This window comes from Leucobacter sp. HNU, from assembly GCF_047946755.1.
Lineage (GTDB): Bacteria > Actinomycetota > Actinomycetes > Actinomycetales > Microbacteriaceae > Leucobacter.
In genome coordinates this window covers 1,056,087-1,080,994 of the sequence record NZ_CP178837.1, presented here as the reverse complement: position 1 = coordinate 1,080,994, position 24,908 = coordinate 1,056,087, and the positions used below count along the sequence as shown (strand labels likewise).

The window sequence follows — 24,908 nt, the reverse complement described above, 5'->3', positions numbered from 1 at the left end:
AGTGCCAGGATCGAAGACTATGAAGGTCCTCTCGATCCAGTCCTCCGTCGCATACGGCCACGTCGGAAATTCGGCCGCGGTCTTCCCCCTGCAGCGCATGGGGATCGAGGTGATGCCCGTGTTCACGGTGCACTTCTCGAACCACACCGGCTACGGTGCCTGGCGCGGCCCGTTGCTCAGCGGGACGGACGTGCGCGAGGTCGTCACCGGGATCGAGGAGCGCGGCGGTCTCGACGACGTCGACATCGTGCTCTCGGGCTACCAGGGAGCCGACGACATCGGCGATGCGATACTCGATGCCGTCGACCGGGTGAAGCGGCGCAACTCCGACGCCGTCTACGCCTGCGACCCCGTGCTCGGCAATGCGACTTCCGGCTGCTTCGTGAAGCCCGAGGTGCAGGAGCTGATCCGGGACCGGGTCGTGCCGCACGCCGACCTCCTCACCCCGAACCAGTTTGAGCTCGGGTTCCTCACGGGCACCGATCCCAGGTCGATCGACGAGACCCTCGACGCGGTGGAGCTGCTGCGCGCGCAGGGCCCGCGCACCGTGCTCGTCACGAGCGTCGAGCGTCCCGACCGTCCCGCAGACACGATCGAGATGCTGGCGGTCGGCGAAGATGGCGCCTGGGTCGTGCAGACGCCGCACCTGCCATTCCACGCCAACGGCTCCGGCGATGTGACCGCCGCGCTGTTCTCCGCGCACTTCCGGCGCACCGGAGACCTGTCGTTCGCGCTCGAGCGCTCGGCCGCGAGCGTCTACGGCCTCCTCAAGAACACGCTCGAATCGGGTCAGCGGGAGCTGCAGCTGGTCGAATCCCAGGAGGAGTACGTCGCCCCGACCGCGTCCTTCACCGCGCGGCGCCTGCGCTGAGCGGTCCCGTGCGGGTGCGGCGTGCGCCGTTCCCGCACCTCCCGGCCCCTCAGGCCGTGATGGCCGCGGACCGCGCGCCGAGCACGCGGCGCAGGTCCTCCGGGGCGAGCTCGAGATCGAATCCCCGCCTCCCGCCCGAGACGAGCACCGTTTCGAAGCCCCACGCGCTCTCGTCGATGACCGTCGGCACGGGCGTCCGCTGACCGATCGGGCTGATCCCGCCGACCACGTATCCCGTGCGCCGCTCGGCGAACGCGGGATCCGCGAGCTCGATCCCCTTCTCGCCGAGCACGGCGCCGAGCTCGTGGGTGGAGAGCCGTCGACCGACCGGGATCACCGCGCAGGCCGCGCCGCCGCGGTTGCGGTCGGACGGCGCGAACCGGACGATGAGCGTCTTGAACACGCGCTCCGGCTCGGCCCCGAGCAGCTCGACCGCCTCCGCACCGTAATCGGTCGTGCGCGGGTCGTGCGCGTAGACGCGCGGCTCGAACGGGATCCCGGCGCGCTGCAGTGCACGGGTCGCCGGAGTCGCGGGCACTCGGCTCGATCTGGCCACGGCATCCCCTCGACTCGTCGACGGAACCGCCGTCAGGCGGCGGCCTCGCTGGTCGCGCGCGCCCAGGCGTCGAGCTTGGCCGAGGCCGCACCCGAGTCGATCGCTTCCTCCGCGTTGCGGATTTGCTCTGCGAGCCGCTCGAGGATCGGCCGGTCGACGGACTCGGGCGTCTTCGCGAGGTCGAAGGCGACGAGGCCTGCTGCGGCGTTGAGCACCGCGATGTCGCGGACCGGGCCCCGCTCGCCCGCGAGGACGCGGCGAACCGTGTCGGCGTTCTCGTCCGGCGTCCCCCCGACCAGATCCTCGATGCGTGCGCGCGCGATCCCGAGGTCCCGCGGGTCGAGGTCGTGCTCGGTCATGCTACCCCGGCTCACCTCCCAGATCCGGGAGTGCCCGGTGGTGGTGAGCTCATCGAGCCCGTCGTCGCCGCGGAACACGAGGGCCGAGGCCCCTCGGATCTGGAACACTCCGGCGATCAGCGGTGCGCGCTCCACGTCGGCCACGCCGACGGCCGAGGCCTCCGGACGCACGGGATTGCACAGCGGGCCGAGGAAATTGAAGACCGTCGGGATCCCGATCTCGGCTCGAACGGGAGCGACGTGCCGGAACCCGGTGTGGAACTTCGCCGCATGCACGAACGCGATTCCGGCGCGGTCGAACGCCGCGCGCAGCTGCGCGGGCTCGAGCATGAGCTGAACGCCCAGAGCGCTGAGCACGTCGGATGAGCCGGACTTGCTGCTCGCCGCGCGATTGCCGTGCTTCACGACCGGCACGCCCGCCGACGCTGCGATGAGGGACGCCATGGTGGAGACGTTGACGGTGCCGAAGCGGTCGCCGCCCGTCCCGACGATGTCGAGCGACATGGCCGGGAGGTCGATCGGCTGGGCCGCGTCGAGGATCGCGTCGCGGAACCCGACGATCTCGTCGACGGTGACGCCCTTCGACTGCAGCGCGACGAGGAACGCACCCATCTGCCCCTGGGTGGCGGAGCCCGCCATGAACTCCGCCATGGCCCACTCCGCCTGCGACACGCTGAGGTCGTCTCCGGAGAGGAGAGATGTGAGCACGGTCGGCCAGGTGCGTTCGTCGATCATGCGGCCATCCTATCGGCGCGGAAACACGCGCCCGCGAGCGGCGCCCGGCGCCCGCGGGGCAGGAATCCCCCGGCCCGCACCGAGCTTCTGCGCAGGATCTTCGGGCATGGCGCCGCCTGAGCGGCCAAGATCGGCTCCGAACCGCGGTAGGCTTTCGAGAGGTCTCGCCGAAAGTTCGGCACGCCGCGCTCGGGTGCGATTTCCACACCGAACTTTCAGCCATAATGGAGAGGTGACAACGACCACTATGAATACGAAGTCAGCCGTGCCCACGGTGAAGCGACCCAATATCGTCGCTGTCGGCACGATCGTGTGGCTCGGCAGCGAGGTCATGTTCTTCGCTGGCCTCTTCGCGATCTACTTCACGCTGCGGGCGATGAACCCGGAGCTGTGGGCCGAGCAGACCGAAAAGCACAACTTCACCTTCGCGCTGATCAACACGCTGATCCTGGTTGCCTCCTCGTTCACGTGCCAGGCCGGCGTCTTCGCCGCCGAGCGCATGCAGCCGCGCGCCACGGGCAAGAGCCCGCTCAAGTGGGGCGCCGTGGAGTGGTTCTACCTCACGTTCTTCATGGGCGCCATCTTCGTGGCTGGCCAGGCATGGGAGTACGCGACGTTCGTCTCGGAGGGCGTGACCCTCGGCGGCGAGGGCGCTGACCCCTACGGCGCGGCCTTCTACATGACCACCGGCTTCCACGGCATCCACGTGTCCCTCGGCCTCATCGCCTTCCTCCTCGTGATCGGCCGCATCTACGCGGTCAAGAACTTCACGCACAAGGAAGAGACCACGGCCGTCGTCGTGTCCTACTACTGGCACTTCGTCGACATCGTCTGGATCATCCTCTTCCTCGTCATCTACGTCCTCAAGTAAGGTCAGGAGCACTCGTCACATGGCTCGCGCCAAGAAGCACCTCCGCAAGTCCGGCCGTCGGCACCCGCTCGCGACCGTGGCCCTCGTCGCCATCGGTCTGCTTGTCACCGGCGGCGCGTACGCCGGGTTCAGCCAGACCTCCGCGACCGCCGAGGTCGATATGAAGGCTCCCTCGACCATCGAGGCCGGTCAGAAGCTGTTCGGCGCCAACTGCGCCACCTGCCACGGCATGAACGCCCAGGGCACCAAGGACGGCCCCACCCTCGTCGGTGCGGGTGCCGCCGCAGTGCACTTCCAGGTCGGCACGGGCCGCATGCCCCTCGCCTTCCAGGGCCCCCAGGGCATGGTCAAGCCGAAGCAGTTCACCGAGGAGCAGACCCTCGAGCTCGCCGCATACGTCGCGTCGCTGGCTCCCGGGCCCTCGATCCCCGACTCGAAGTACCTCCAGGCCGACGGCGACGCGGCCAAGGGCGGCGAGATCTTCCGCATCAACTGCGCCATGTGCCACAACGTGGCCGCGGCCGGCGGTGCGCTCACCCAGGGCAAGTTCGCGCCGAAGCTGACCGGCGTCGCACCCTCGCACATCTACGAGGCCATGATCACCGGCCCGCAGAACATGCCCGTCTTCAACGATGCGAACATCTCCCCCAGGAGAAGGCCGACATCATCACCTACCTGAAGTACATCGAGAACAAGCCCGCCGTCGGCGGTATCACGCTCGGTTCGATCGGTCCCGTGGCCGAGGGCCTCTTCATCTGGGTGATCGGCCTCGGCATCGTCATCGCCTTCACCGTTTGGGTCACCGCGAAGTCGAACTGACGACGAACGCGGATCAGCAGTGAAACATCACGAATCAAGGAGCAACATGGCAGAGGAAGCGATGAACAGCGGCAGCGATAGCGCCGCTGTCGCAGCCCGCAGCCACGGCGCAGCAGGAGACGTCGCGGTCGGTACCGCCGTCATCTCCGACGACGCCGTTCAGAACCCGGGCCTTCCTGCGCACCGGAAGCGTGTCACCGACACCGATCCGAAGAAGGAGAAGCGTTCCGAGCGGATCGTCTTCACCCTCTTCTACCTGTCGATCGCGGGCAGCCTCGGCTCGGTCCTCGCCTACATGTTCTTCCCCATCGAGACCGGGGATCTCATGGCGATCCGCCTGAACACCCTCTTCGTGGGTCTGGGCATGGCGCTCGCGCTGCTCGCCGTCGGCATCGGGGCCGTCCACTGGGGCAAGGCCCTCATGGCCGACCACGAGTCGATCGACGAGCGCCACCCCGTCGCGAGCGACACGGCCACCCGCGAGGCCTCGGCCGAGGTCTTCGAGCTCGCCGACAAGGAGTCGGGCTTCTCGCGCCGCTCGCTCGTGCGCAACAGCCTCATCGGCGCCCTGGTCGCGTTCCCGCTCCCGGGCATCACCCTGCTCCGCGGCCTCGCTCCGCAGGACAAGGACCCGGTGGAACTGCTGAAGCACACCATGTGGGACAAGGGCGTCCGTCTCGCCCGCGACCCCTCCGGCGTTCCGATCAAGGCCTCCGACGTCACCATCGGCTCGGCCTTCCACGTGATCCCCGAGAACCTGCACGAGGCCGAGCACGTGCTCGACGAGAAGGCCAAGGCCATCGTCCTGCTCATGCGTCTCGATCCGGCGGACCTCAAGGAGCTCCCCGAGCGCAAGACCTGGTCGTACAACGGCATCGTCGCGTACTCGAAGGTCTGCACCCACGTCGGCTGCCCGGTCGCGCTCTACGAGCAGCGCACGCACCACCTGCTCTGCCCCTGCCACCAGTCGCAGTTCGACGTGTCCGAGCACGCCAAGGTCATCTTCGGCCCGGCGAAGCGCCCCCTTCCCCAGCTCCCCATCACGGTGGACGAAGAGGGCTACCTCGTCGCGCAGAGCGATTTCCATGAACCCGTCGGCCCGAGCTTCTGGGAGCGTCTCAAGTGAGCAGCACCGCCACCACCACCTCGACCGCGAGCGGATCGAGCCGATTCACCGCCGCCGCGGCGAACTACATCGACGAGCGCACCAAGATCGGTGTCGCCGTCAAGGAGTTCGGCCGCAAGGTGTTCCCCGACCACTGGTCGTTCCTGCTCGGTGAGGTCGCGCTCTACAGCTTCGTCGTCATCCTGCTGTCGGGCACCTTCCTGACCCTGTTCTTCCAGGCGTCCATGGTCGAGACCCACTACACCGGTCCCTACGTGCCCATGAAGGGCCTCGAGATGTCCGCCGCGATGGCGTCGACGCTCGACATCTCCTTCTCGGTGCGCGGCGGCCTCCTCATGCGTCATGTCCACCACTGGGCCGCGCTGCTCTTCGTCGCCTCCATCGGCCTGCACATGCTGCGCATCTTCTTCACCGGTGCGTTCCGCAAGCCGCGCGAGCTCAACTGGGTGATCGGCTTCGTCCTCTTCATCCTCGCGATGGCCGAGGGCTTCACCGGCTACTCGCTCCCCGACGACGTGCTCTCGGGCAATGGCCTCCGCATCATCGACGGCATCATCAAGGCGATCCCGGTCATCGGCACCTACCTCTCCTTCTTCTTCTTCGGCGGAGAGTTCCCGGGAACCGCGATCGTCGGACGCCTCTACATGCTGCACATCATGGTGCTCCCCGCACTCGTGATCCTGTTCGTCGCGCTGCACCTCGCGTTCGTGGTCATCCACAAGCACACGCAGTACGCCGGACCGGGCAAGACCCAGCAGAACGTGGTCGGCTTCCCCGTCCTGCCCGTGTACGCGGCGAAGGCCGGCGGCTTCTTCTTCATCGTGTTCGGCGTCATCGTGCTCATCGCATCGTTCGTCGGAATCAACCCGATCTGGAACTACGGCCCGTACGACCCGTCCCCCGTGTCGGCCGGTACCCAGCCTGACTGGTACATCGGCTTCGCGGACGGCATGCTGCGACTCGTCCCGCCGGGGCTCGAGGCGGAGTGGTTCGGCTACACCTGGTCGTTCAACATGCTCCTGCCGCTGATCATCATCGGCCTGTTCATCGTGATCGTCATGATCTACCCCTTCATCGAGGCGTGGGTCACCGGCGACAAGCGCGAGCACCACATCCTGGACCGTCCCCGCAACGCTCCGACGCGTACCGCGATCGGCGCCGCCGGCGTGACCTTCTACGCGGTGATGTGGGCCGGCGCGAGCTCGGACCTCATGGCGACGCACTTCCAGCTCTCCATGGAGGGCGTGATCCACGCGCTGCAGGCGCTCCTGATCCTGGGCCCGATCATCGCTTACCAGGTGACGAAGCGCATCTGCATCGGCCTGCAGAAGAAGGATCGCTCGATCGCCCTGCACGGCTACGAGTCGGGACGCATCGTGCGCATGCCCGGTGGCGAGTTCATCGAGGTGCACAAGCCGCTCAGCGACTACGAGTCCTGGAAGCTCGTCAGCTACCACGACTACGAGCCGCTCATGCTCCGCCCGAACGACGAGGGCAAGATCCCCTTCTCCCGTCGTCTGCGCGCCGGTGTCAGCCGCTGGTTCTTCGAGGATCGCATCGTTCCCCCGACCAAGGGTGAGATCGAGCAGGGTCACCACGAGGGCCACTGACCCTCGGCTTGAGAAACGGGTGGGCCTCCGCAGGATTCGTTCCTGCGGAGGCCCACCCGTTTTGCTGCGAGTGGGTCGGTCCTCGTCCAGCAGATCCGTCGGGCAGATCCGTCGGGGAGACCTCGGGCGAGCAGGTTTCGGTGCAGAAGCGCTCACCGCGAGGACCTCGGATCAGAGAATCTCGCAAGGGAAGATGTTGCGACAAAGGAACAATCACTCCCCTCGCGAAACCTGCTCGCGCAGGCTCCGCTCACATGGCGCTCCCCTCCTGACGACTGCATCCGAACTCTGCCCCCGGCAGCTCCCTCCCGGCTCACCCGGTCCGGCAATATCACCAGGACGCTGTCCACCCGAGTCGGCGGATCCGACCGCACGCAGGACCCGAAGCGGAGATACGCACAGTCGAGGTGTCCGGACCAGACCCGCTGCAACTCGTCGCCGGGTCTCACGCTATTCCTGCGAGGCGCTGCTGGCTGCCGAGCCCACGCGGCAGCTCCTCGCCTCGCACGCGCCCGTTGCCCGTTCCCGGCACACCGCCGTTGATACCGAGTGGCGCCAAAGCGGTCTGATGAGCGCGGCGTTCGACCCATTTGCCGCCACTCGATGCAGGCGGGTGCGTGATGCGACGGCGGCAGCACGTCGACGAAGCAGGTGATCGCAGACTTCGGGGCCCGCTCCCCTGCCACCACGCGTCCCAACGTCGACCTCGAGCGCAGAGGGTCCGTTCAGGCTCACCCGCCGGAAGGAGATTCGCGTTCAGACTGACGAACTTCGCGTTCATCTCCTTCTGAACACGAATCTCCTCCTGGACGGGAGCACGCTCCGCCAAGCCCGCCGAGTGAGAGGCCGAACGCAGCGCAGCGGGGCCAGCCACAGCGAACGCACGCCGATGCCGGCTCAGAACCAGGTCCCAGGCAGTGAGAGGCCCTGTTCAGAGCCAGGTGGCAGGTCCCACCGGGGACGTCGACCGCGCCCCGGCAGCCAGCGGCCGGCTAGGCCCCGGGTCGGGTGAGCAACAGCTCAGCGCCGCGCAGCACCAGCTGGTCGAACGCAGACCCGCCGATACGGGTGCGCAGCGTCGAGAGCTCGAGGTGGATTTCGTGCCCCAGCTGCGGATCCGCGGCAAGTGCGATCGCCTGCAGCAGCACTTGAGCCGCATCCGCAGCATCGCTCTCGGTCGGGCGCCCACCCGCACCGTGTGCGCGAAGAGCCGGGCTGTCTGCGGCGGCAGGCGCATCGGCACTGGGCCCACCGGCAGCCGGCTCGGGAGGCACGCCTTCGGCGCGGACGCCGGGGGCGGTCGCGGTCGCGGTGGCGGTGGCGGGTCCTTCACGGTCCGCACCAGGGAGGTTCAGCTTCGCGAGCGGCCCTGCAGCCGGCTCCGCAAGCCGCTCTGCGACGCGACGCACGACCGCCAGGAACAGGGCCCGCTTGGAGGGGAAACTCGCGTAGACGTGCGGCTGGGGAACCTCGGCCCGGGCGGCGATGCCCGCGGTCGACGCCCCGTGATAGCCGAAGAGGCCGAACTCGATGAGTCCGGCCTCAATCAGGCGCTCTCGGTTCTCGCCCGGTGGACGCCGGGAGCGGACGGGAGCGGACGACTGGCTACCCGAGGTCAAGGATCTTCCGGTAGTGCTCTCCGACTGCCTCGAAGCCTCGATGGTTGTAGAACGAACCGATGCGCGCGGTCGATGCGGACAGCTGCCGCACCCCGCGTCCCATGCAGTAGTGCTCGTTGGCCTGCATCAGGCGATCCCCGATGCCGTGCCCGCGGGAGTTCGAATCGACGACGATCTCCTGCAGGTGCGCGGTGAGGCCGGGGGCGTGCAGCAAACGGGAGACGGTGGTCAGCGAGTAGCCGACGACCTTCTCGTCGAGCTCCGCGACGAAGAGCACATTGGTCTCGTGATCGCGACGCCGGAGCACGTTGTCGAGGCCGACGAGGAACTCGTCGCGACCGATCGGCTCGCGGCCCGTCTGATACTGGCGAGCCAAATCGAAGAGCGCCGCAGCGTCTTCGATCTGGCCTCGTCGAATCGTGATTCCCACGCGAGTTCCTTAGCGGGCGAAGTTGCCGCGGTAGTACTCGTAGACCCAGCCGACGACACCGACGATGACGATCGGCGCTGCCAGGAACGCGAGCCAGAACTCGAACCCGATGCACAGGCCGAGGACGACCAGCGACGCACCGAAGGCGAGGACGATCGGCCACCAGCTCCACGGGCTGAACTCGCCCAGCTCGGGGTCGCCGTCGTCGATGTCCGAGTCCTCGAGGTCCTCGATCAGTTCGCCGCCCTGCTTGCTGCGGGTGAGCTGCAGGTAGAAGGCGATGAAGCCGGTCAGGCCGCCCGAGAGCAGGATCGCGGTGGATCCGACCCACTCGACGCCGCCGTGGTCGATGAGGTTCCAGACGGTGTAGACGGCCGCGAGCAGCACCAGGTACGCGGTCAGGATCCAGAAGATGACGATATTGGACTTCATGTCGTTCGTTGCCTCTCAGTCGTCACTTCTTGGGGGCGAGCTCGTGCTGCTCGCTCTCCTGGCCGACCTGCTGGATGCCGCTGACCTCGGGGTGGTTGAGGTCGAAGGCGGGCGACTCGGTGCGGATACGCGGGATCGAGGTGAAGTTGTGACGCGGCGGCGGGCAGGAAGTCGCCCACTCGAGCGAGCGGCCGAAGCCCCACGGGTCGTTCACGGTCACCTTCGGTGCACGGCGCGAGGTGATGTACACGTTCAGGAGGAACGGGATCATCGACGCGCCGAGGATCATCGCGCCCACGGTCGACAGCTGGTTCATCCAGGTGATGCCGTCCTCGGGGAGGTAGGTGTAGTAGCGGCGCGGCATAGCCATGACGCCCAGCCAGTGCTGGATGAGGAAGGTCGTGTGGAAGCCCACGAAGAGCACCCAGAAGTGGATCTTGCCGAGACGCTCGTTGAGCATCTTGCCGGTCCACTTCGGCCACCAGAAGTAGAAGCCCGCGAACATCGCGAACACGACGGTACCGAACACGACGTAGTGGAAGTGCGCCACCACGAAGTAGGTGTCGGACAGGTGGAAGTCGAGCGCCGGCGAGGCGAGGATGACACCGGTGAGGCCGCCGAAGACGAAGGTCACGAGGAAGCCGATCGACCAGAGCATCGGAGTCTCGAAGGTGATCGAGCCGCGCCACATGGTGCCGAGCCAGTTGAAGATCTTCACGCCGGTCGGAACCGCGATGAGCATGGTCATCAGGGCGAAGAACGGCAGGAGCACCGAACCGGTGACGTACATGTGGTGCGCCCACACGGTCATCGACAGGGCCGCGATGGAGATGGTCGCGTAGATCAGGGTCTTGTAGCCGAAGATCGGCTTGCGGCTGAACACCGGGAAGATCTCGGAGACGATGCCGAAGAACGGCAGCGCGATGATGTACACCTCGGGGTGTCCGAAGAACCAGAAGAGGTGCTGCCAGAGGATGGCACCGCCCTGCCCGTCGTAGATGTGCGCGCCGAAGATGCGGTCGGCCGCGAGGCCGAAGAACGCCGCGGCGAGCACGGGGAAGACGAGGAGCACGAGGATCGAGGTGATGAGCGTGTTCCAGGTGAACACCGACATGCGCCACATGGTCATGCCCGGAGCGCGCATGGTGATGATGGTCGTGATGAAGTTCACGCCGCCCATGATGGTGCCGAAGCCGCTGACACCGAGGCCGAGCACCCAGAGGTTGCCGCCGATCCCCGGCGAGAAGGTCATTCCGGAGAGGGGCGAATATGCGAACCAGCCGAAGGAGGCCGCGCCCTGCGGGGTGAGGAAGCCGCCGACCGCCATGAGCGAGCCGAAGGTGTAGAGCCAGAAGGCGAAGGCGTTGAGTCGCGGGAAGGCGACGTCAGGAGCGCCGATCTGCAGGGGCATGATCACGTTGGCGAAGCCGGCGAACAGCGGGGTCGCGAACATGAGCAGCATGATCGTGCCGTGCATGGTGAACAGCTGGTTGTACTGCTCCTTGGTGGCGACGATCTCGAGGCCGGGAGCGAACAGCTGGGCGCGGATCACGAGGGCCATGAGGCCACCGATCAGGAACCACACGAAGGAGCTGATCAGATACATGTATCCGATCACCTTGTGGTCCGTGGACGTGATCCACGTGACGAATACGTTGCCCTTCTTCATGTGCCTTATCCCTCGTGCTTTTCACCGGCGGCGGCCGGAGCGGCGAACAGATCCTGGTTCGGGTTCTGGTCGTTGCCGACCAGACCCGTCTTGCCCTGCTCGCGCAGCGACTTGACGTATGCGTCGTACTCGTCCTGGTTCACGACCTTGACCTCGAACAGCATCATCGAGTGGTACTCGCCGCAGAGCTCGGCGCACTTGCCCATGAAGGTGCCCGTCTTGGTGGGCGTGAAGGTCATGTAATTGGTCTTGCCCGGGATCATGTCCTTCTTGTAGAGGAAGTCCACGACCCAGAACGAGTGGATGACGTCGCGCGACTCGAGACGGATCTCGGTCGTCTTGTTGACGGGCAGATAGAGCACCGGCATGGTCTCGGGCTTGGCCGAGCCCTTCTTGTCGGTCTGGACCTGCACGCCCTGGAAGTGGACGTCGTCCTTCACGTAGTTGAAGTCCCAGGCCCAGCGCTTGCCGAAGACCTCGACGACGTTCTCCGGGTTGGGATCGCGGGCCTCGATCTTGGACTGCTCCTGCGCGGTGAAGGCGAAGAAGCCGATGACCAGGATGACCGGGACGATCGTGAAGAACGTCTCGATGGGCATGTTGTAGCGCAGCTGCACCGGCATGCCGGTCTGGCCCTTGCGGCGGCGGTATGCGATCGCCGCCCAGATGATCAGACCCCAGGTGATCACACCGACGGCGAGCAGCACGATCCAGGAGTTGACCCAGAGGCTGGTGATGCCGTCCGTATGGTTCGTCGCGCCTTCGGAGCCAGCGGGGAGGAAGCCCCGCTGCTGCTCGGAGGTGCAGCCTGCGAGCACCAGCGCTGCAGCCAGCGCGAGTGGGGTCGCGACCCATTTCATTCGACGATTGGAACGCACCGCATACCTTTCGAAACGTGATGTTCGCCACCCGGCGGGCAGGCGAAACTGATGACTCCCTGACAGCTTAGCGCGATCCGGCAAGCGCCCAGGACACGCGCCGGTGCGTCGCAGGATCTTCGGTTCAGCTGAAGCTGTCGCCGCAGGCGCAGCTGCCCTGGGCGTTGGGGTTGTCGATGGTGAAGCCCTGCTTCTGGATCGTGTCCTCGAACTCGATGGTCGAACCGTCCAGGTAGGGCTTGCTCATCTGGTCGACGATCACCTCGACGCCGGAGAAGTCGACGATGGCGTCGTTGTCAAGCACGCGCTCGTCGAAGTAGAGCTGGTAGATGAGCCCGGAGCACCCCCGGGCTGCACTGCGATGCGCAGGCGGAGGTCGTCACGACCCTCCTGCGAGAGCAGGCTGCGGACCTTGTCCTGGGCCGTCTCGGACAGCTTGACTCCGTGCGCCGGGGCGTCGACCTCGGGGGTCTGGGTATCAGTGCTCACACCGACTCCTTGCTCGCGATGAACATGTCTGGATCAAGTCTACGCCCGCGCGCGTCGCTCACATGCGCACCGGGTATCCTGGAGGACGGCCCGCACAATCGTCGGGCGCACGAGGGCGGCGTCGCGGTCGACGCGACGCCCAGAAGCAGTCAAGGAGTCGGGCGTGGCACCGAAGCGGACCGAAGATTCGTCGAAGCCGAGCGTTGAGAGCGAAGCGACGGAGCCGGTCGTCGGCAAGGGACGCCCCACTCCGAGCCGGAAGGCCGCGCAGGCCGCGAACGCGCAACCCCTCGTCGGCAGCCGGGACAAGGCCTCGATGAAGGCGGCACGCCAGCGCCAGATGGCCGAACGCGATCGCGCGCGTCTCGGCATGATGAACGGCGAGGAGCGGTACCTCACCGCCCGTGATCGCGGCCCGCAGCGCCGCTACGTGCGCGACTACGTCGATGCGCGCTTCAGCATGGGCGAGATCCTCATCCCCCTCATGCTCCTCATGCTGCTCGGCACGTTCCTGCCCGGCATGGCCGGCGTCTACAGCGTCTTCGTCGTCTGGGGCTTCGTCGCCCTCGCGGTGCTCGACTCGGTGCTCCTCGGGGTCCTGCTGAACACCAAGCTCGCGGCGAAGTTCGGCAAGGACAACGTGCAGAAGGGCTTCCGCTGGTATGCAGCCATGCGGGCGTTCCAGATGCGCTTCCTGCGGATGCCGAAGCCGCAGGTCAAGCGCCGCCAGTACCCGAGCTGATCGGTGCGACGTGAACAGGGAGCGGAGGCGATGCCTCCGCTCCCTGTTCTCATGCGCCCTGCCGCCAGCCGCTGGCGGCGAGTCCCCGGTTGATGCCGCGGGCCCAGAACGGGCCCTCGTAGAGGTACGCGGTGTAGCCCTGGACCAGGGTCGCGCCGGCGTCGAGCCGCTCGCGCACATCGTCAGCGGTGGTCACCCCGCCGACGGAGATGACGCAGAGCTCCGCCGGCGCGGCCTCGCGGATCCGACGCAGCACCTCCAACGAGCGCTGCTTCAGCGGCGCGCCGGAGAGGCCTCCCGCTCCCATCGCCTCGACCTCTGCGGCCGGTGCGGTCAGTCCCTCACGCGAGATGGTCGTGTTCGTGGCGATGATCCCGTCGAGCCCCAGCTCCCCTACCAGCTCGACGATCCCGTCGAGCTGCGGGTCGTCCAGGTCGGGGGCGATCTTCACGAGGAGCGGCGTGCCCTGGGCCGCGTCGCGGACCTCGGCGAGCAGCGGGCGGAGCATCGAGAGCTCCTGCAGACCGCGCAGGCCGGGAGTGTTGGGCGAGCTCACGTTGACGGCGAGGTAGTCGGCGACCGGCGCGAGACGCTGCGCGCTCCACACGTAGTCCTGCACCGCGTTCTCGACGTCGGTGACCCGGCTCTTGCCGATGTTCACGCCGATGACCGGCCGGTGCCGTGACAGCCGCGCGCGCTCGATCCGCGCGACCGCGGCCGCGGAACCACCGTTGTTGAACCCCATGCGGTTGATGAGCCCGCGATCGTCGACCAGGCGGTGCAGCCGGGGCTTCGGGTTGCCCGGCTGCGGGTGACGGGTCAGCGTGCCGACCTCCACGTGGCCGAAGCCGAATGCGCCGAGCCCGAGGATCCCCTCGGCGTTCTTGTCGAATCCCGCGGCGAGCCCGAAGGGGCTCGGGAAGTCGAGCCCGAGTGCGCGAACGCGCAGCGAGGGATCCGGAGCGCAGAACGCGCGGAGCGCGGCTCCGGCGAGGGGGCTCCCTTGATGACGCCGAAGGCCAGGTGGTGCGCCTGTTCGGGGTCCATGCGGCGCAGCACCGTGTTGAAGAGCTGGGGGTACAGACGCATGGTGCGGCTACTCCTGGATGTTCGAGGTCGGGGCGGGCTCGTCGATGCTCGGCATCGATCCCGTGCGCGGGTGCGCCCGCAGCTCCGCGATCGCCGCGTCGAAGTCCGAGAGCGATTCGAAGGCCTGGTAGACGCTCGCGAACCGCAGGTAGGCGACCTCGTCGAGCTCGCGGAGGTGCGGCAGGATCGCGAGGCCGATCTCGTTGGCCTCGAACTGCGCGATGCCCGCGGAACGGACCGACTCCTCGACGCGCTGGGCCAGGATCGCGAGGTCGGCTTCGGTGACCGGGCGTCCCTGGCAGGCCTTGCGGACCCCGCTCATGACCTTCTCGCGGCTGAAGGGCTCGACGACGCCGGAACGCTTGATCACGGTGAGGCTCGCGGTCTCGGTCGTGCTGAAGCGCCGTCCGCATTCGGGGCACTGGCGGCGACGGCGGATCGAGAGGCCGTCGTCTGAGGTGCGGGAGTCGATGACCCGGGAGTCGGGATGGCGGCAGAACGGGCAGTGCATCAGACGGTCCCCTCGGTGTCGGATTCGAAGCGGGCGGTGACCGCCTCGCCGTGCGCCGGCAGGCCCTCGGCTCCGGCGATGGCGAGCAGCGGTTCGTGCACCTCCGCCAGGGCATCGCGTTCGTAGGAGATGACCTGCTGCGGACGCAGGAAGGTGTGCGCACCGAGCCCCGCGGCGAATCGGGCCGTGCCGCCCGTCGGCAGCACGTGGTTGGATCCGGCGAGGTAGTCGCCGAGGCTCACCGGAGTGTGCCCGCCCAGGAAGATCGCGCCGGCGTTCGACAGGGAGCCGAGCAGCGCCTCGGGGTCGGCGGTCTGCACTTCGAGATGCTCAGGACCGTAGGCATCGCTCACCCGCGCCGCCGTCGCGAGGTCGTCGACCAGGATCACCGCGGACTGCGGGCCGCCGAGCGCCTGACGCACGCGGTCCGCGTGCCGGGTGCGCGCCGCACGGCGTTCGACCTCGATCCCGACGCGCTCCGCGAATTCGGGCGAGTCGGTGACGAGCACCGAAGCGGCGGCTTCGTCGTGCTCCGCCTGGCTGATGAGGTCCGCGGCGACGAACCCCGGATCGGCCGAGGCGTCGGCGATCACGAGGATCTCGGTCGTACCGGCCTCGGAATCGATGCCGACGAGTCCGTTGACGACGCGCTTGGCCGCGGCCACGAAGACGTTGCCGGGACCCGTGACCACGTCGACCGGGTCGAGGCCGATGCTCGGCACCCCGTGGGCGAACGCCGCGATGGCTCCGGCCCCGCCGATGGCGTAGACCTCGGTGACGCCGACGATCGCGGCGGCCCAGAGCACGGCGGGATGCACGCCTCCCCCGTGGTCCCGCTGCGCGGGCGACGCGAGCGCGAGGCTCGGCACGCCGGCGGCCTGCGCCGAGACGGCGTTCATGAGCACGGACGACGGGTAGGCGGCCTTGCCGCCGGGCGCGTAGAGCCCCACCCGCGACACGGGCTGCCAGCGCTGGCGGATCACGGCGCCGTCGCCGAAGCGCGTGGTGCGCGCCTCGGGCACCTGCGCGGCCGAGGCGACCCTGAGCCGCTCGGCCAGCAGGCGCAGTGCGCGCTCGATCTCGGGCGGGCAGCTCTCGAGGAGGCCGTGATCTCGGCCTCGGGCACGCGCAGCGCGTGCCCCTCGACGCCGTCGAAGTCGCGGGCCTGCTCGCGCAGCGCGGCCTCGCCCCGATCGCGGACCGCGTCGACGAGCGGGCGGACCCGCTCGACGGCGATACCGGTGTCGACGGCGGCCCTGGGGACCAATTGCAGCAGTTCGGCGCGGCTCAGCTCGCGGCCGCGGAGGTCGATCGTGCGCATCATATTGCGCTCAGTCTATCGGCTGGAGCATCCCGAACCACGCGAGCTCCCGGGCACCGGCGACGAGCGCTTCGCGGGCGGCCGCCGCGTCGACCTCGAGGAGCGTGGCGAGGGCGTCCGCGATCTGGCCGAGGGTGAGCTCGCCGTCGCAGGCGCCCACCGCGGCGGCGAGCAGCGTGTCGGCGCTCACCCGCCGGGCGATGGGCCGGTCGGTACGCAGCACGATCGCGCTCGGTGCCTCCTGCCCCGGCACGTGCTCGCGCTCCTCGACCACGGCCCGATCGAGGATCCAGCGGGCGCCGAGCGCGTCCGCATCGGACTTCCGCTCCGCGGCGATCCCGGAATCGAAGGCCGATTCGAGCAGCGAGCCGAGGTGTTCCGCCGCGAACGCACCGGTCGCCTGCTCCAGATGGATCCGCGGCGCGCCGCCGATCGCCTCCGACGCGGCGAGTCGCCGGACCCGGATCGCTCCCAGTCCGATGGAGACGACCCGCCGGGCCGCGAAGTCGCGCAGCCACGAGGCCACGAGCGTATCGAACGCGGGATCGCCGGGCCGGGCGCCGCCGTCGCGCGCCCAGGTCTCCGCGTACTGCACGGGGAGCACGCGATCCCGCTCGATCACCCAGGCGGCGAGCGAGTCGTCGCCCAGCCGCTCCGACGCGTCCTCGATCCACCCGCGCACCCGTTCGAGGCCGTTCTCGCCCCACGGGGACTCCCAATTGGCGAGGCACAGCGCGGTGCCTCCGGTGCGCAGATGCTCGGGTGCGGCTCGGACGACGTCGGCGGCCAGCTCGTCGCCCGTGCGCCCGCCGTCCCGGTACTCGTACACGGGCGCTCCCGGCTCCCTGGGCGTGATTACGAACGGCGGATTCGACAGGACCAGGTCGAACCGGTCCCCGGCGACCGGGGCGAACAGGTCGCCCCGACGGAACTCGATCCGGTCGGCGAGCCCGTTGAGCCGCGCGTTCGCCCGTGCCAGCGCGAGCGCCCGTTCCGAGATGTCGGTGGCGACCACCGGGCCGCGAAGAGCGAGGTGCAGGGCCACGATGCCGCACCCGGTGCCCAGGTCGAGCGAGCGTTCGACCTGCTGCGCAGGGGCCTGCGAGATGAGGGAGCGCGTCGCTCCCCCGACGCCCATCACGTGATCGTTCCGGGCCGGCCCGCGACGCAGTTGGTCGTCGAGGTCGGAGAGGATCCACCAGTGCTGAGGCTCGTCGCCGATCGCGTCGTTCGCGAGCACCGGGCTCAACGACAGGGCGATCGCGAGCGCATCGCCGTTCGGAGCGAGCAGCCCGAGCGCACGGGCGCCCGCGGCGCCGAGCTCGGGCAGGGCCGCATCGATCCGCTCCGGTCGCAGCGGTTCGCCGAGCAGCAGCAGGCGGATCAGGGTGCCGAGCGGATCGGTTCCGGCCTCGGCCTCGGCCGCATCGAGCACCGCGATCGCGGCAGCGAACACGCCGCGCTGCCGCGCATCGTCCGCGGCGGCACCCAGGCGCTCGCGCACCGCGGGGACGCGATAGTCGGCGGCGGCGAGGTCGGAGGCGAGCCGATCGATCAGTTCGGGTTCGAGATGCACCGTTCCAGCGTAGAGCGTGCCCGGCGTCGCCGGGCACGCTCCCCGCTGGACCCGCGTCCGGTTTCAGTAGGCGACGGTGAACCGCGCCCGGTGGTGCTTCGGGTGCTCGATCTCGTCGACCACGGCCACGCCGAAGTCGGCTCCGCCGATGGTGGAGCTGCCGTCGTCGGCGACGACGGGGAGGTCGCCGCCGACGCGGTATTCGCCGCGGAATTCGCCCGCGATCCAGGGACCGAAGTCGCCGGGAGGCGAGATGACGAACCAGTCGAGGCTCTCGGGGGTTCCCCGCAGGTCGTCGAGCACGCCGGCCATGGTCAGTGCCTCGGGGCGGTACTCGTCGCCGAACTCGGGCGTCTCCGCGGCCATCGGGCCGCCCTCGCGCACCAGCAGGGATCCTGCTCCGCCGACCACGCCGAACCGCACGCCGGCGGCGTCCGCCTCGGCGGCGAATTCCGCGATCGAGGGACGCAGCGCATCGACCATGTCCCCGCGGGGCGACGCCGCGACGACGACCACGTCGGATTCGGCGAGCACGCGCGCGCGGTCGGCCGGATCGGTGAGGGAGCCGGTCGTGTAGCGCACGTTCGCGATCTGGTTCGGCGCTTCCTTGCGGGTCACGCTGGTCACCTCGAGTCCGCGCACCGCCGCGGCCTCCACGATGTGGGAGCCCGCGTAGCCGCTTCCGCCGACCACTGTCACACGAGTCATGTTCCGTCCTTTCACCGAGTGTTGGGGGTTCGTGGGCCACAACCGACCCGGGCCGGCGCCTATTCCGACCGCTTCCGGTGTTTCTCCGGATCAGGCGAATGCGCGGTCGTTGGCTCCGACGGGAGCGGGGAGGGCGGTCGATCCGGTCAGGTGACGATCGACCGCCGCAGCGGCGGCCCGCCCTTCGGCGATCGCCCAGACGATCAGCGACTGACCGCGACCGGCATCGCCCGCGACGTAGACGCCGGGAAGCTCGGTCGAGAAATTGGCCGCACGGGCGAAGGCGCCGCGGCGCGCGACGGGAAGCGCGAAGCCCGCCTCGTCGATCGCCTCGGGCCCGGTGAAGCCCATCGCGATGAGCACCAGGTCGGCCTCGAGCAGGTGCTCGGTTCCGGGGATCGGCACCCGGCCCTCCTCGGTGAACCCCGTCTCGGCGACCCGCAGGCCCGTCACGCGACCGGCATCGTCGCCGACGAACTCGACCGTCGAGGCCAGGTACTTGCGTTCGCCGCCCTCCTCGTGCGAGCTCGACACCTCGAAGAGCGTGGGATGCACCGGCCACGGCTGCTCATCGGTGCGGCTCTCCGAAGGACGCCGCCCGATCGCGAGGCTCGTGACGGACGCGGCCCCCTGGCGGTGGGCGGTGCCGACGCAGTCCGCGCCGGTGTCGCCGCCGCCGATCACGATCACGTGCTTCCCCGCCGCATCGACCGGCGAGCCGGGGAGCCCGCCCATGCGGTTCTGCGCGGTGAGGTACTCCATGGCGTAGTGCACGCCGGCGAGGTCGCGGCCGTCGAGCGGCAGCGGCCGCGGGATCGTGGATCCGGTGGCGACCACTACCGCGTCGAAGCGCCGGCGCAGCTCGGCCCAGCTCATGTCGCCGCCGATCTCGATCCCGCAGCGGAACCGCGTGCCCTCGGCCCTGAGCTGCTCGACCCGGCGGCTGACCAGGTCCTTCTCGAGCTTGAAATCGGGGATGCCGTACCGGAGCAGGCCCCCGGCTCCTCGTCGCGCTCGTAGACGACCACGGTGTGTCCGGCGCGGGTGAGCTGCTGCGCCGCGGCGAGCCCCGCGGGGCCCGAGCCGACGACCGCGACCGTCTTGCCCGTGAGCCGCTCGGGTGGCCGCGGCTGCACCCAGCCGTTCGCGAACGCCTGGTCGATGATGCTGTTCTCGATCTGCTTGATCGTGACCGCCGGCTGGTTGATGCCGAGCACGCAGGCCGACTCGCACGGAGCCGGGCAGGCGCGCCCCGTGAACTCGGGGAAGTTGTTCGTCGCATGCAGCCGCTCGATCGCTTCGCGCTCGCGTCCCCGGTACATCAGGTCGTTCCACTCCGGGATCAGGTTGCCGAGCGGGCATCCCTGGTGGCAGAAGGCGACGCCGCAGTCCATGCAGCGCGAGGCCTGGCGCTGGACCATGCCGGGATCCGCCGACTCGACGACCTCCCGCCAGTCCATGAGGCGCAGGGCGACCGGCCGCTTGGGCGCGAGCTCGCGCTCGCGCGTCTTCAGGAATCCGCGCGGGTCAGCCATGGGTCGCCTCCAGAATCTCGTTCCACACCTGTTCGCCGTCGGGGTCGGCCCCGGTCGCCCCGGCGCGCTCGCGGATCTCGAGCACGCGCGAGTAGTTCTTCGGGATGATCCGGGTGAACCGCGCGAACACGGCTTCGGGATCCGCCCCGAGGTCCTCGAGCAGCGTCCCGGCGAGCACCGATCCGGTCTGCTCGAAGTGCCGCGTGAGCAGACCGATGATCCGCTCCCGCAGCTCCTGCGGGACCGGAGTCAGCAGCAGGTCTCCGGATCCGAGCTCCGCCGCGTTGACGTCGGCCGGATCGAGGTCGAGCAGCACGGCCTCCCCGCCCGACATGCCGGCGCCGATGTTGCGCCCCGTCGGACCGAGGATCAGCGCGAAGCCGCCGGTGAAGTACTCGAGCGCGTGATCGCCCGTGCCCTCGACGACCGCGGTCGCGCCCGAGCCGCGCACCATGAACCGCTCCCCTACGACGCCGGCGATCCAGAGCGATCCGCTCGTCGCACCGTAGCCGATCACGTTGCCCGCGATCACGTTGCCGGCGGCCGGATGGCCGGCGTTCGGATCAGGCCGGATCGAGATCTCGCCGCCCGACAGGCCCTTGCCGACGTAGTCGTTGGCGTCTCCCACGAGGCGCAGGGCGATACCGGACGGCAGGAAGGCGCCCAGCGACTGCCCGGCGGACCCCGTCAGCGTGACGTCGATCGTCGCGGGCGCGAGCCCCTCGGCGCCGAATCGGCGCGTGACCTCGTGCCCCAGCATCGTGCCGACGGCGCGGTCGATGTTGCTGATCGGCAGATCGACGATCACCGGCTCGCGCCGCTCGAGCGCATCGGCGGAGAACTCGATCAGCCTGGCATCGAAGTGCTCGGCGAGCTCGTGATCCTGCCGCCGGCCGCTGCGTCGCGGCGCCGACGCGTCGAACGCCGGGCCGCGCAGGATCGGCGAGAGGTCGAGGCCGTCGGCCTTCCAGTGCCGGATCGCGTCGTCGACTTCGAGGGCGGCGGTGTCGCCCACCGCTTCGTCGAGGGTGCGGTAGCCGAGCGAGGCCAGGATCTCGCGCACCTCCTCCGCGATGAAGCGGAAGAAGTTGACGACGTGCTCCGCCTGCCCGGTGAAGCGCTCGCGCAGCTCCGGGTTCTGCGTCGCGACCCCGACCGGACAGGTGTCGAGGTGGCAGACCCGCATCATGATGCAGCCGGACACCACGAGCGGCGCGGTCGCGAAGCCGAACTCCTCTGCGCCGAGCAGCGCGGCGACCACGACGTCCCGGCCGGTCTTCAGCTGCCCGTCCGCCTGCAGCACGACGCGCTCCCGGAGCCCGTTGAGCATCAGGGTCTGCTGCGCCTCGGCGAGGCCGAGCTCCCACGGGGATCCCGCGTGCTTGAGCGAGTTCATGGGGCTCGCGCCCGTGCCGCCGTCGTGCCCCGAGACCAGGATGACGTCGGAGAGCGCCTTCGCGACGCCCGCGGCCACCGGGCCGATGCCGGACTGCGCGACGAGCTTGGTGGAGATGCGCGCCGAAGGGTTCGCCCGCTTGAGGTCGAAGATCAGCTGCTTCAGATCCTCGATGGAGTAGATGTCGTGGTGCGGCGGCGGCGAGATGAGCCCGACCCCGGGCGTCGCGTGCCGGGTCCGCGCGATCCAGGGATACATCTTGGCGGGCGGCAGCTGACCGCCCTCGCCGGGCTTCGCACCCTGCGCGAGCTTGATCTGGATCTCGTCGGCGTTCGTCAGATACATGGAGGTGACCCCGAACCGGCCCGACGCGACCTGCTTGATGGCGCTGCGTCGCTCCGGATCGGTGAGCCGGTCGTCGCTCTCGCCGCCCTCGCCCGTGTTCGACTTGCCACCGAGCCGGTTCATGGCGATCGCCAGGGTCTGGTGCGCTTCGGGCGAGATGGAGCCGTAGCTCATGGCGCCCGTCGCGAAGCGCTTCACGATCTCGCTCACCGGTTCGACCTCCCCGAGCGGCACGGGCGGCCGCTGCGCGGAGAACCGGAACAGGCCGCGCAGGGTCATGAGCCGCTCCTGCTGCTCGTTCACCCGCCGGGTGTACTCCGAGAAGATCTCTCGGCGCCCAGTGCGGGTCGCGTGCTGCAGCTTGTAGATCGTCTCGGGATCGAAGAGGTGCGGTTCCTCGCCGCGCCGCCAGCGGTACTCGCCGCCGGTCGCGAGCCGCTGGTGCGCGAGCGTCGCCGCATCGTCCGGATAGGCGGTCCGGTGCCGCGCGGCGACCTCCGCAGCGATCACGTCCAGGCCGACCCCGCCGAGCCGCGATGCGGTTCCCGTGAAGTACCGGTCGACCACGTCCTGCGCGAGCCCGACCGCTTCGAAGGTCTGCGCCCCGCAGTAGGACGCGACGGTCGAGATGCCCATCTTGCTCATCACCTTGAGCATGCCCTTGCCCAGGCCCTTGATCAGGCGCGCGATGGCCTGCTCCTCGGTGACGCCGCCGATCGAGCCGTCGCGCACGAGCAGGCCGACGGTCTCCATCGCGAGGTAGGGGTTGACCGCGGCCGCACCGTAGCCGATGAGCGCGGCCACGTGGTGGACCTCGCGCACGTCGCCCGCCTCGGCGATGAGCGCGACGCGCATGCGCTGCCCCTCGCGGATGAGGTGATGGTGCACCGCCGAGACGGCGAGCAGCGAGGGCACGGGCGCGAGGTCCTTGGTGGAGTCTCGGTCCGAGATGATCAGGAACTCCGCCCCGGCCTCGACCGCCGCGCTCGCCTCCCAGCACAGCGATTCGAGGCGGTCGGCGAGGCCCTTCGCACCGAAGTCGACCGGATAGAGGCCGCGCAGCGCGACCGCGCGCTCGCGCTCGAAGTCCTCGCCGAAGTGCTGGATCCGCGCGAGCGCGTCGTTGTCGATGACCGGGAAGTCGAGGATCACCTGGCGGGCATGCGCCGCCGACTGGGTGAGCAGGTTCTCCTGCGGCCCCATGCCAGCGCGCAGGCTCGTGATGAGCTCCTCGCGCAGCGCATCGAGCGGCGGGTTCGTGACCTGGGCGAACTGCTGCACGAAGTAGTCGAAGATGAGCCTGGGCCGTTCGCTCAGCACGGCGATCGGGGTGTCGGTCCCCATCGCCGCGATCGGCTCGATGCCCTCGCGCGCCATGGGCGTGAGCAGCAGCCGCAGTTCCTCGTCGGTGTAGCCGAAGGTGCGCTGCCGGCGGGTGATCGAGGCCGGCGGGTGCATCAGGTGCTCGCGCTCGGGCTGGTCCGACAGCCGGATCCGCCCCTCGTCGAGCCACTCGCCCCAGGGCGCGAGCCCCGCCAGTTCGTTCTTCACCGTCTCGTCGTCCCGGATCTCTCCGGTCGCGAGGTCCACCGCGAGCATGCGGCCGGGCTGGAGGCGCCCGCGCTTCACGACGCGTTCCGGGGCGATGTCCAGCACGCCGGTCTCGCTGGCGATCACCATCGTTCCATCGCTCGTCACGAGGTAGCGCCCCGGGCGGAGGCCGTTGCGATCGAGCAGCGCCACGAGCTCGGTCCCGTCGGTCGCGATCATCGCGGCGGGTCCGTCCCACGGTTCCATGAGCAGCGAGTGGTACTCCAGGAAGTCGACGAGTTCGGGGCTGAGTCCCCGCTCGGATTCCCAGGCCTCGGGCACCATCATCGCGAGCGCGTGCGGCAGGCTGCGTCCCGCCATCACCAGGAGTTCGAGGACCTCGTCGAAGCTGGCCGAATCGCTGCCGCCCTCGGAGCAGATGGGCGCGAGCTGGCGGACGTCGCCGAGGCGATCGCTCTCGAGCTGCGCTTCGCGTGCGCGCATCCAGTTCCGGTTGCCGCGCACGGTGTTGATCTCGCCGTTGTGCGCGACGAGGCGCAGCGGCTGGGCGAGGTGCCAGGACGGGAAGGTGTTGGTCGAGTATCGGGAGTGCACGATCGCGAAGCGGCTCGTGAAGCGTGCGTCGGACAGTTCCGGATAGAAGCCGGAGAGCTGCAGGGTGGTGACCATGCCCTTGTAGACGATCGTGCGCGCACTGAGCGAGGGAAGGTAGACGCCGGTCTCGTTCTGCACCCGCTTCCGCGTGCGGAAGGCTCGGCGTTCGAGCTCGTCGGTGTCGATCGGGCGCGCCTGGCCGAGCAGCGCGGCTCCCCCGGCTTCGTCGATGCGCGGCGCGAGGATCAGCTGCTCGATCCTCGGCGCCGCCTCTCGCGCACTGTCGCCGAGGACTTCCGGGCGCACCGGGACCGGACGCCAGGCGATGACGTCGAGCGACTCCTCCGCCGCGATCGCCGCGATTCGGTACCGGACCGCGCGCCGCTCGGTCGATGACTGCGGCAGGAATGCCAGACCGGCGGCGTAGCGACCGGCCTCCGGCAGCACGGCGCCGGGGTCGTGCTCGGCGAGCTCGGCTCGGATCAGGGCGTCGGGCAGGTCGCTCAGGATGCCGGCGCCGTCGCCGGTGCCCGCGTCGGAGCCGACCGCGCCGCGATGCTCCAGGTGCTCGAGCGCTTCGAGCGCCTGCGAGATGACCTCGTGTCCGGGCGCTCCGGTCAGTGCCACGATCGCGGCGAGACCGCACGCGTCGCGCTCGTCCTCCGGGCGGTAGAGGCCGGTGGCCGCGGGGAATCCGCTTGCCAGGACCGGGTTCGGGGTCGCAGGAGTCGTTCGCATCGACGTCCTCTCGATCATCGGGACGTCGGCGGCCCGCGTGGAGACTCGCTCGACGGGTGCGCCGGTCGGCGTCGTTGCCGTGCCGCCGTGAGCGGAGTGGGAGCTTCGAGAATAGCAGCGACTTCTTCGGCAAATGCAATTCGGAAGCGAACTTTCTGCGCAACACGCGGTCACATTTCAGGCACAACCGATGTTTCCGCGAAAATATATGATCTACGCCGCAGCTTCGCAGGACGGGTGCGGAGGTCGGCGCGCGAGATCTTCGGTGCGGGAATCCTCTCACGACACGCCGAAAAGCGGAACGGCCGCGCGGCCCCGTCGTGGACGGGGCCGCGCGG

Annotated in this window: 16 protein-coding genes and 5 pseudogenes; 6 read left to right on the top strand and 15 right to left on the bottom strand. The window is 69.1% G+C overall.

Features of this window, described 5'->3' with window-relative positions:
• The first annotated feature begins 19 nt into the window (after nt 1-19).
• The gene (gene pdxY / locus AB3K78_RS05240; protein WP_416446748.1) at nt 20-871 is read left to right on the top strand and encodes a pyridoxal kinase PdxY; all 852 of its coding nucleotides are present in this window, start codon (nt 20-22) and stop codon (nt 869-871) included.
• 49 nt (nt 872-920) lie between these two features.
• On the opposite strand, the gene ybaK is transcribed toward pdxY, so the two are convergent.
• Both ybaK and trpD read right to left on the bottom strand, forming a co-directional pair.
• Nucleotides 921-1,427 carry a Cys-tRNA(Pro) deacylase gene (gene ybaK, locus AB3K78_RS05235; protein WP_416446747.1) on the bottom strand — a complete coding sequence of 169 codons (507 nt, stop codon included), beginning with the start codon at nt 1,425-1,427 and terminating at the stop codon, nt 921-923.
• A 32-nt stretch (nt 1,428-1,459) separates the two neighbouring features.
• Nucleotides 1,460-2,521, bottom strand: coding sequence for an anthranilate phosphoribosyltransferase (gene trpD, locus AB3K78_RS05230; protein ID WP_416446746.1), 1,062 nt, complete (start codon nt 2,519-2,521; stop codon nt 1,460-1,462).
• A gap of 247 nt (nt 2,522-2,768) precedes the next feature.
• Between trpD and AB3K78_RS05225 the strand changes: the two genes are divergently transcribed.
• From AB3K78_RS05225 to AB3K78_RS05210, 4 genes and pseudogenes are all read left to right on the top strand, one after another.
• Nucleotides 2,769-3,392 (top strand): cytochrome c oxidase subunit 3, encoded by a 624-nt coding sequence (locus AB3K78_RS05225; RefSeq protein ID WP_046456342.1) that lies wholly within the window; start codon nt 2,769-2,771, stop codon nt 3,390-3,392.
• Between the two features lie 19 nt (nt 3,393-3,411).
• Nucleotides 3,412-4,211: pseudogene (locus AB3K78_RS05220) on the top strand (c-type cytochrome).
• Nucleotides 4,212-4,257: 46 nt separating this feature from the next.
• Nucleotides 4,258-5,337 (top strand): Rieske 2Fe-2S domain-containing protein, encoded by a 1,080-nt coding sequence (locus AB3K78_RS05215; protein ID WP_416446745.1) that lies wholly within the window; start codon nt 4,258-4,260, stop codon nt 5,335-5,337.
• Complete coding sequence (locus AB3K78_RS05210) at nt 5,334-6,947, top strand: cytochrome b (protein ID WP_416446744.1); 1,614 nt, start codon at nt 5,334-5,336, stop codon at nt 6,945-6,947. The genes AB3K78_RS05215 and AB3K78_RS05210 overlap by 4 nt, the downstream gene beginning before the upstream one ends.
• A gap of 992 nt (nt 6,948-7,939) precedes the next feature.
• On the opposite strand, the gene AB3K78_RS05205 is transcribed toward AB3K78_RS05210, so the two are convergent.
• The 6 genes and pseudogenes from AB3K78_RS05205 to AB3K78_RS05180 all read right to left on the bottom strand — a co-directional run bounded on the left by AB3K78_RS05205 (nt 7,940) and on the right by AB3K78_RS05180 (nt 12,464).
• Nucleotides 7,940-8,566 (bottom strand): TetR/AcrR family transcriptional regulator, encoded by a 627-nt coding sequence (locus AB3K78_RS05205; protein ID WP_416446743.1) that lies wholly within the window; start codon nt 8,564-8,566, stop codon nt 7,940-7,942.
• Complete coding sequence (locus AB3K78_RS05200; protein WP_046456346.1) at nt 8,553-8,996, bottom strand: GNAT family N-acetyltransferase; 444 nt, start codon at nt 8,994-8,996, stop codon at nt 8,553-8,555. Before AB3K78_RS05200 ends, AB3K78_RS05205 begins: the two co-directional genes overlap by 14 nt.
• Nucleotides 8,997-9,005: 9 nt before the next feature.
• The gene (locus AB3K78_RS05195; protein ID WP_416446741.1) at nt 9,006-9,428 is read right to left on the bottom strand and encodes a cytochrome c oxidase subunit 4; all 423 of its coding nucleotides are present in this window, start codon (nt 9,426-9,428) and stop codon (nt 9,006-9,008) included.
• 22 nt (nt 9,429-9,450) lie between these two features.
• Nucleotides 9,451-11,097, bottom strand: a complete 1,647-nt coding sequence (gene ctaD, locus AB3K78_RS05190) for a cytochrome c oxidase subunit I (protein WP_416446739.1) — start codon at nt 11,095-11,097, stop codon at nt 9,451-9,453.
• Between the two features lie 5 nt (nt 11,098-11,102).
• On the bottom strand, nt 11,103-11,957 hold the full coding sequence (coxB, locus tag AB3K78_RS05185; protein ID WP_084821180.1) for a cytochrome c oxidase subunit II: 855 nt from the start codon (nt 11,955-11,957) through the stop codon (nt 11,103-11,105).
• A 142-nt stretch (nt 11,958-12,099) separates the two neighbouring features.
• Nucleotides 12,100-12,464 (bottom strand): annotated as a pseudogene (locus tag AB3K78_RS05180) (HesB/IscA family protein).
• A 163-nt stretch (nt 12,465-12,627) separates the two neighbouring features.
• Here AB3K78_RS05180 and AB3K78_RS05175 point away from each other — a divergent pair.
• Nucleotides 12,628-13,206 carry a DUF3043 domain-containing protein gene (locus AB3K78_RS05175; RefSeq protein ID WP_416446737.1) on the top strand — a complete coding sequence of 193 codons (579 nt, stop codon included), beginning with the start codon at nt 12,628-12,630 and terminating at the stop codon, nt 13,204-13,206.
• 49 nt (nt 13,207-13,255) lie between these two features.
• On the opposite strand, the pseudogene AB3K78_RS05170 reads toward AB3K78_RS05175, so the two are convergent.
• The 7 genes and pseudogenes from AB3K78_RS05170 to gltB form a co-directional block, all read right to left on the bottom strand.
• Nucleotides 13,256-14,289: pseudogene (locus AB3K78_RS05170) on the bottom strand (quinone-dependent dihydroorotate dehydrogenase).
• Nucleotides 14,290-14,302: 13 nt separating this feature from the next.
• The gene (gene nrdR / locus AB3K78_RS05165) at nt 14,303-14,806 is read right to left on the bottom strand and encodes a transcriptional regulator NrdR (protein ID WP_416446735.1); all 504 of its coding nucleotides are present in this window, start codon (nt 14,804-14,806) and stop codon (nt 14,303-14,305) included.
• Nucleotides 14,806-16,130 (bottom strand): annotated as a pseudogene (gene hisD, locus AB3K78_RS05160) (histidinol dehydrogenase). The gene nrdR and the pseudogene hisD overlap by 1 nt, the downstream one beginning before the upstream one ends.
• 7 nt (nt 16,131-16,137) lie before the next feature.
• Nucleotides 16,138-17,703, bottom strand: coding sequence for a methyltransferase (locus AB3K78_RS05155; RefSeq protein WP_416446733.1), 1,566 nt, complete (start codon nt 17,701-17,703; stop codon nt 16,138-16,140).
• 63 nt (nt 17,704-17,766) lie between these two features.
• The gene (locus AB3K78_RS05150; RefSeq protein WP_416446731.1) at nt 17,767-18,411 is read right to left on the bottom strand and encodes an NAD(P)-dependent oxidoreductase; all 645 of its coding nucleotides are present in this window, start codon (nt 18,409-18,411) and stop codon (nt 17,767-17,769) included.
• A gap of 90 nt (nt 18,412-18,501) precedes the next feature.
• Nucleotides 18,502-19,946, bottom strand: a pseudogene (locus AB3K78_RS05145) (glutamate synthase subunit beta).
• A complete protein-coding gene (gltB, locus tag AB3K78_RS05140) occupies nt 19,939-24,570 on the bottom strand; it encodes a glutamate synthase large subunit (RefSeq protein WP_416446729.1) in 4,632 nt (1,543 codons plus the stop codon). The pseudogene AB3K78_RS05145 and the gene gltB overlap by 8 nt, the downstream one beginning before the upstream one ends.
• Nucleotides 24,571-24,908 lie beyond the last annotated feature (338 nt).

Excerpts from the sequence above, each read along its gene's own strand:
- nrdR (WP_416446735.1), bottom strand. The coding sequence starts at position 14,806 with ATGCACTGCCCGTTCTGCCGCCATCCCGACTCCCGGGTCATCGACTCC.
- coxB (WP_084821180.1), bottom strand. The coding sequence starts at position 11,957 with ATGAAATGGGTCGCGACCCCACTCGCGCTGGCTGCAGCGCTGGTGCTC.
- AB3K78_RS05215 (WP_416446745.1), top strand. The coding sequence starts at position 4,258 with ATGGCAGAGGAAGCGATGAACAGCGGCAGCGATAGCGCCGCTGTCGCA.
- trpD (WP_416446746.1), bottom strand. The coding sequence starts at position 2,521 with ATGATCGACGAACGCACCTGGCCGACCGTGCTCACATCTCTCCTCTCC.
- gltB (WP_416446729.1), bottom strand. The coding sequence starts at position 24,570 with ATGCGAACGACTCCTGCGACCCCGAACCCGGTCCTGGCAAGCGGATTC.
- AB3K78_RS05150 (WP_416446731.1), bottom strand. The coding sequence starts at position 18,411 with ATGACTCGTGTGACAGTGGTCGGCGGAAGCGGCTACGCGGGCTCCCAC.
- AB3K78_RS05195 (WP_416446741.1), bottom strand. The coding sequence starts at position 9,428 with ATGAAGTCCAATATCGTCATCTTCTGGATCCTGACCGCGTACCTGGTG.
- pdxY (WP_416446748.1), top strand. The coding sequence starts at position 20 with ATGAAGGTCCTCTCGATCCAGTCCTCCGTCGCATACGGCCACGTCGGA.
- AB3K78_RS05225 (WP_046456342.1), top strand. The coding sequence starts at position 2,769 with ATGAATACGAAGTCAGCCGTGCCCACGGTGAAGCGACCCAATATCGTC.
- ctaD (WP_416446739.1), bottom strand. The coding sequence starts at position 11,097 with ATGAAGAAGGGCAACGTATTCGTCACGTGGATCACGTCCACGGACCAC.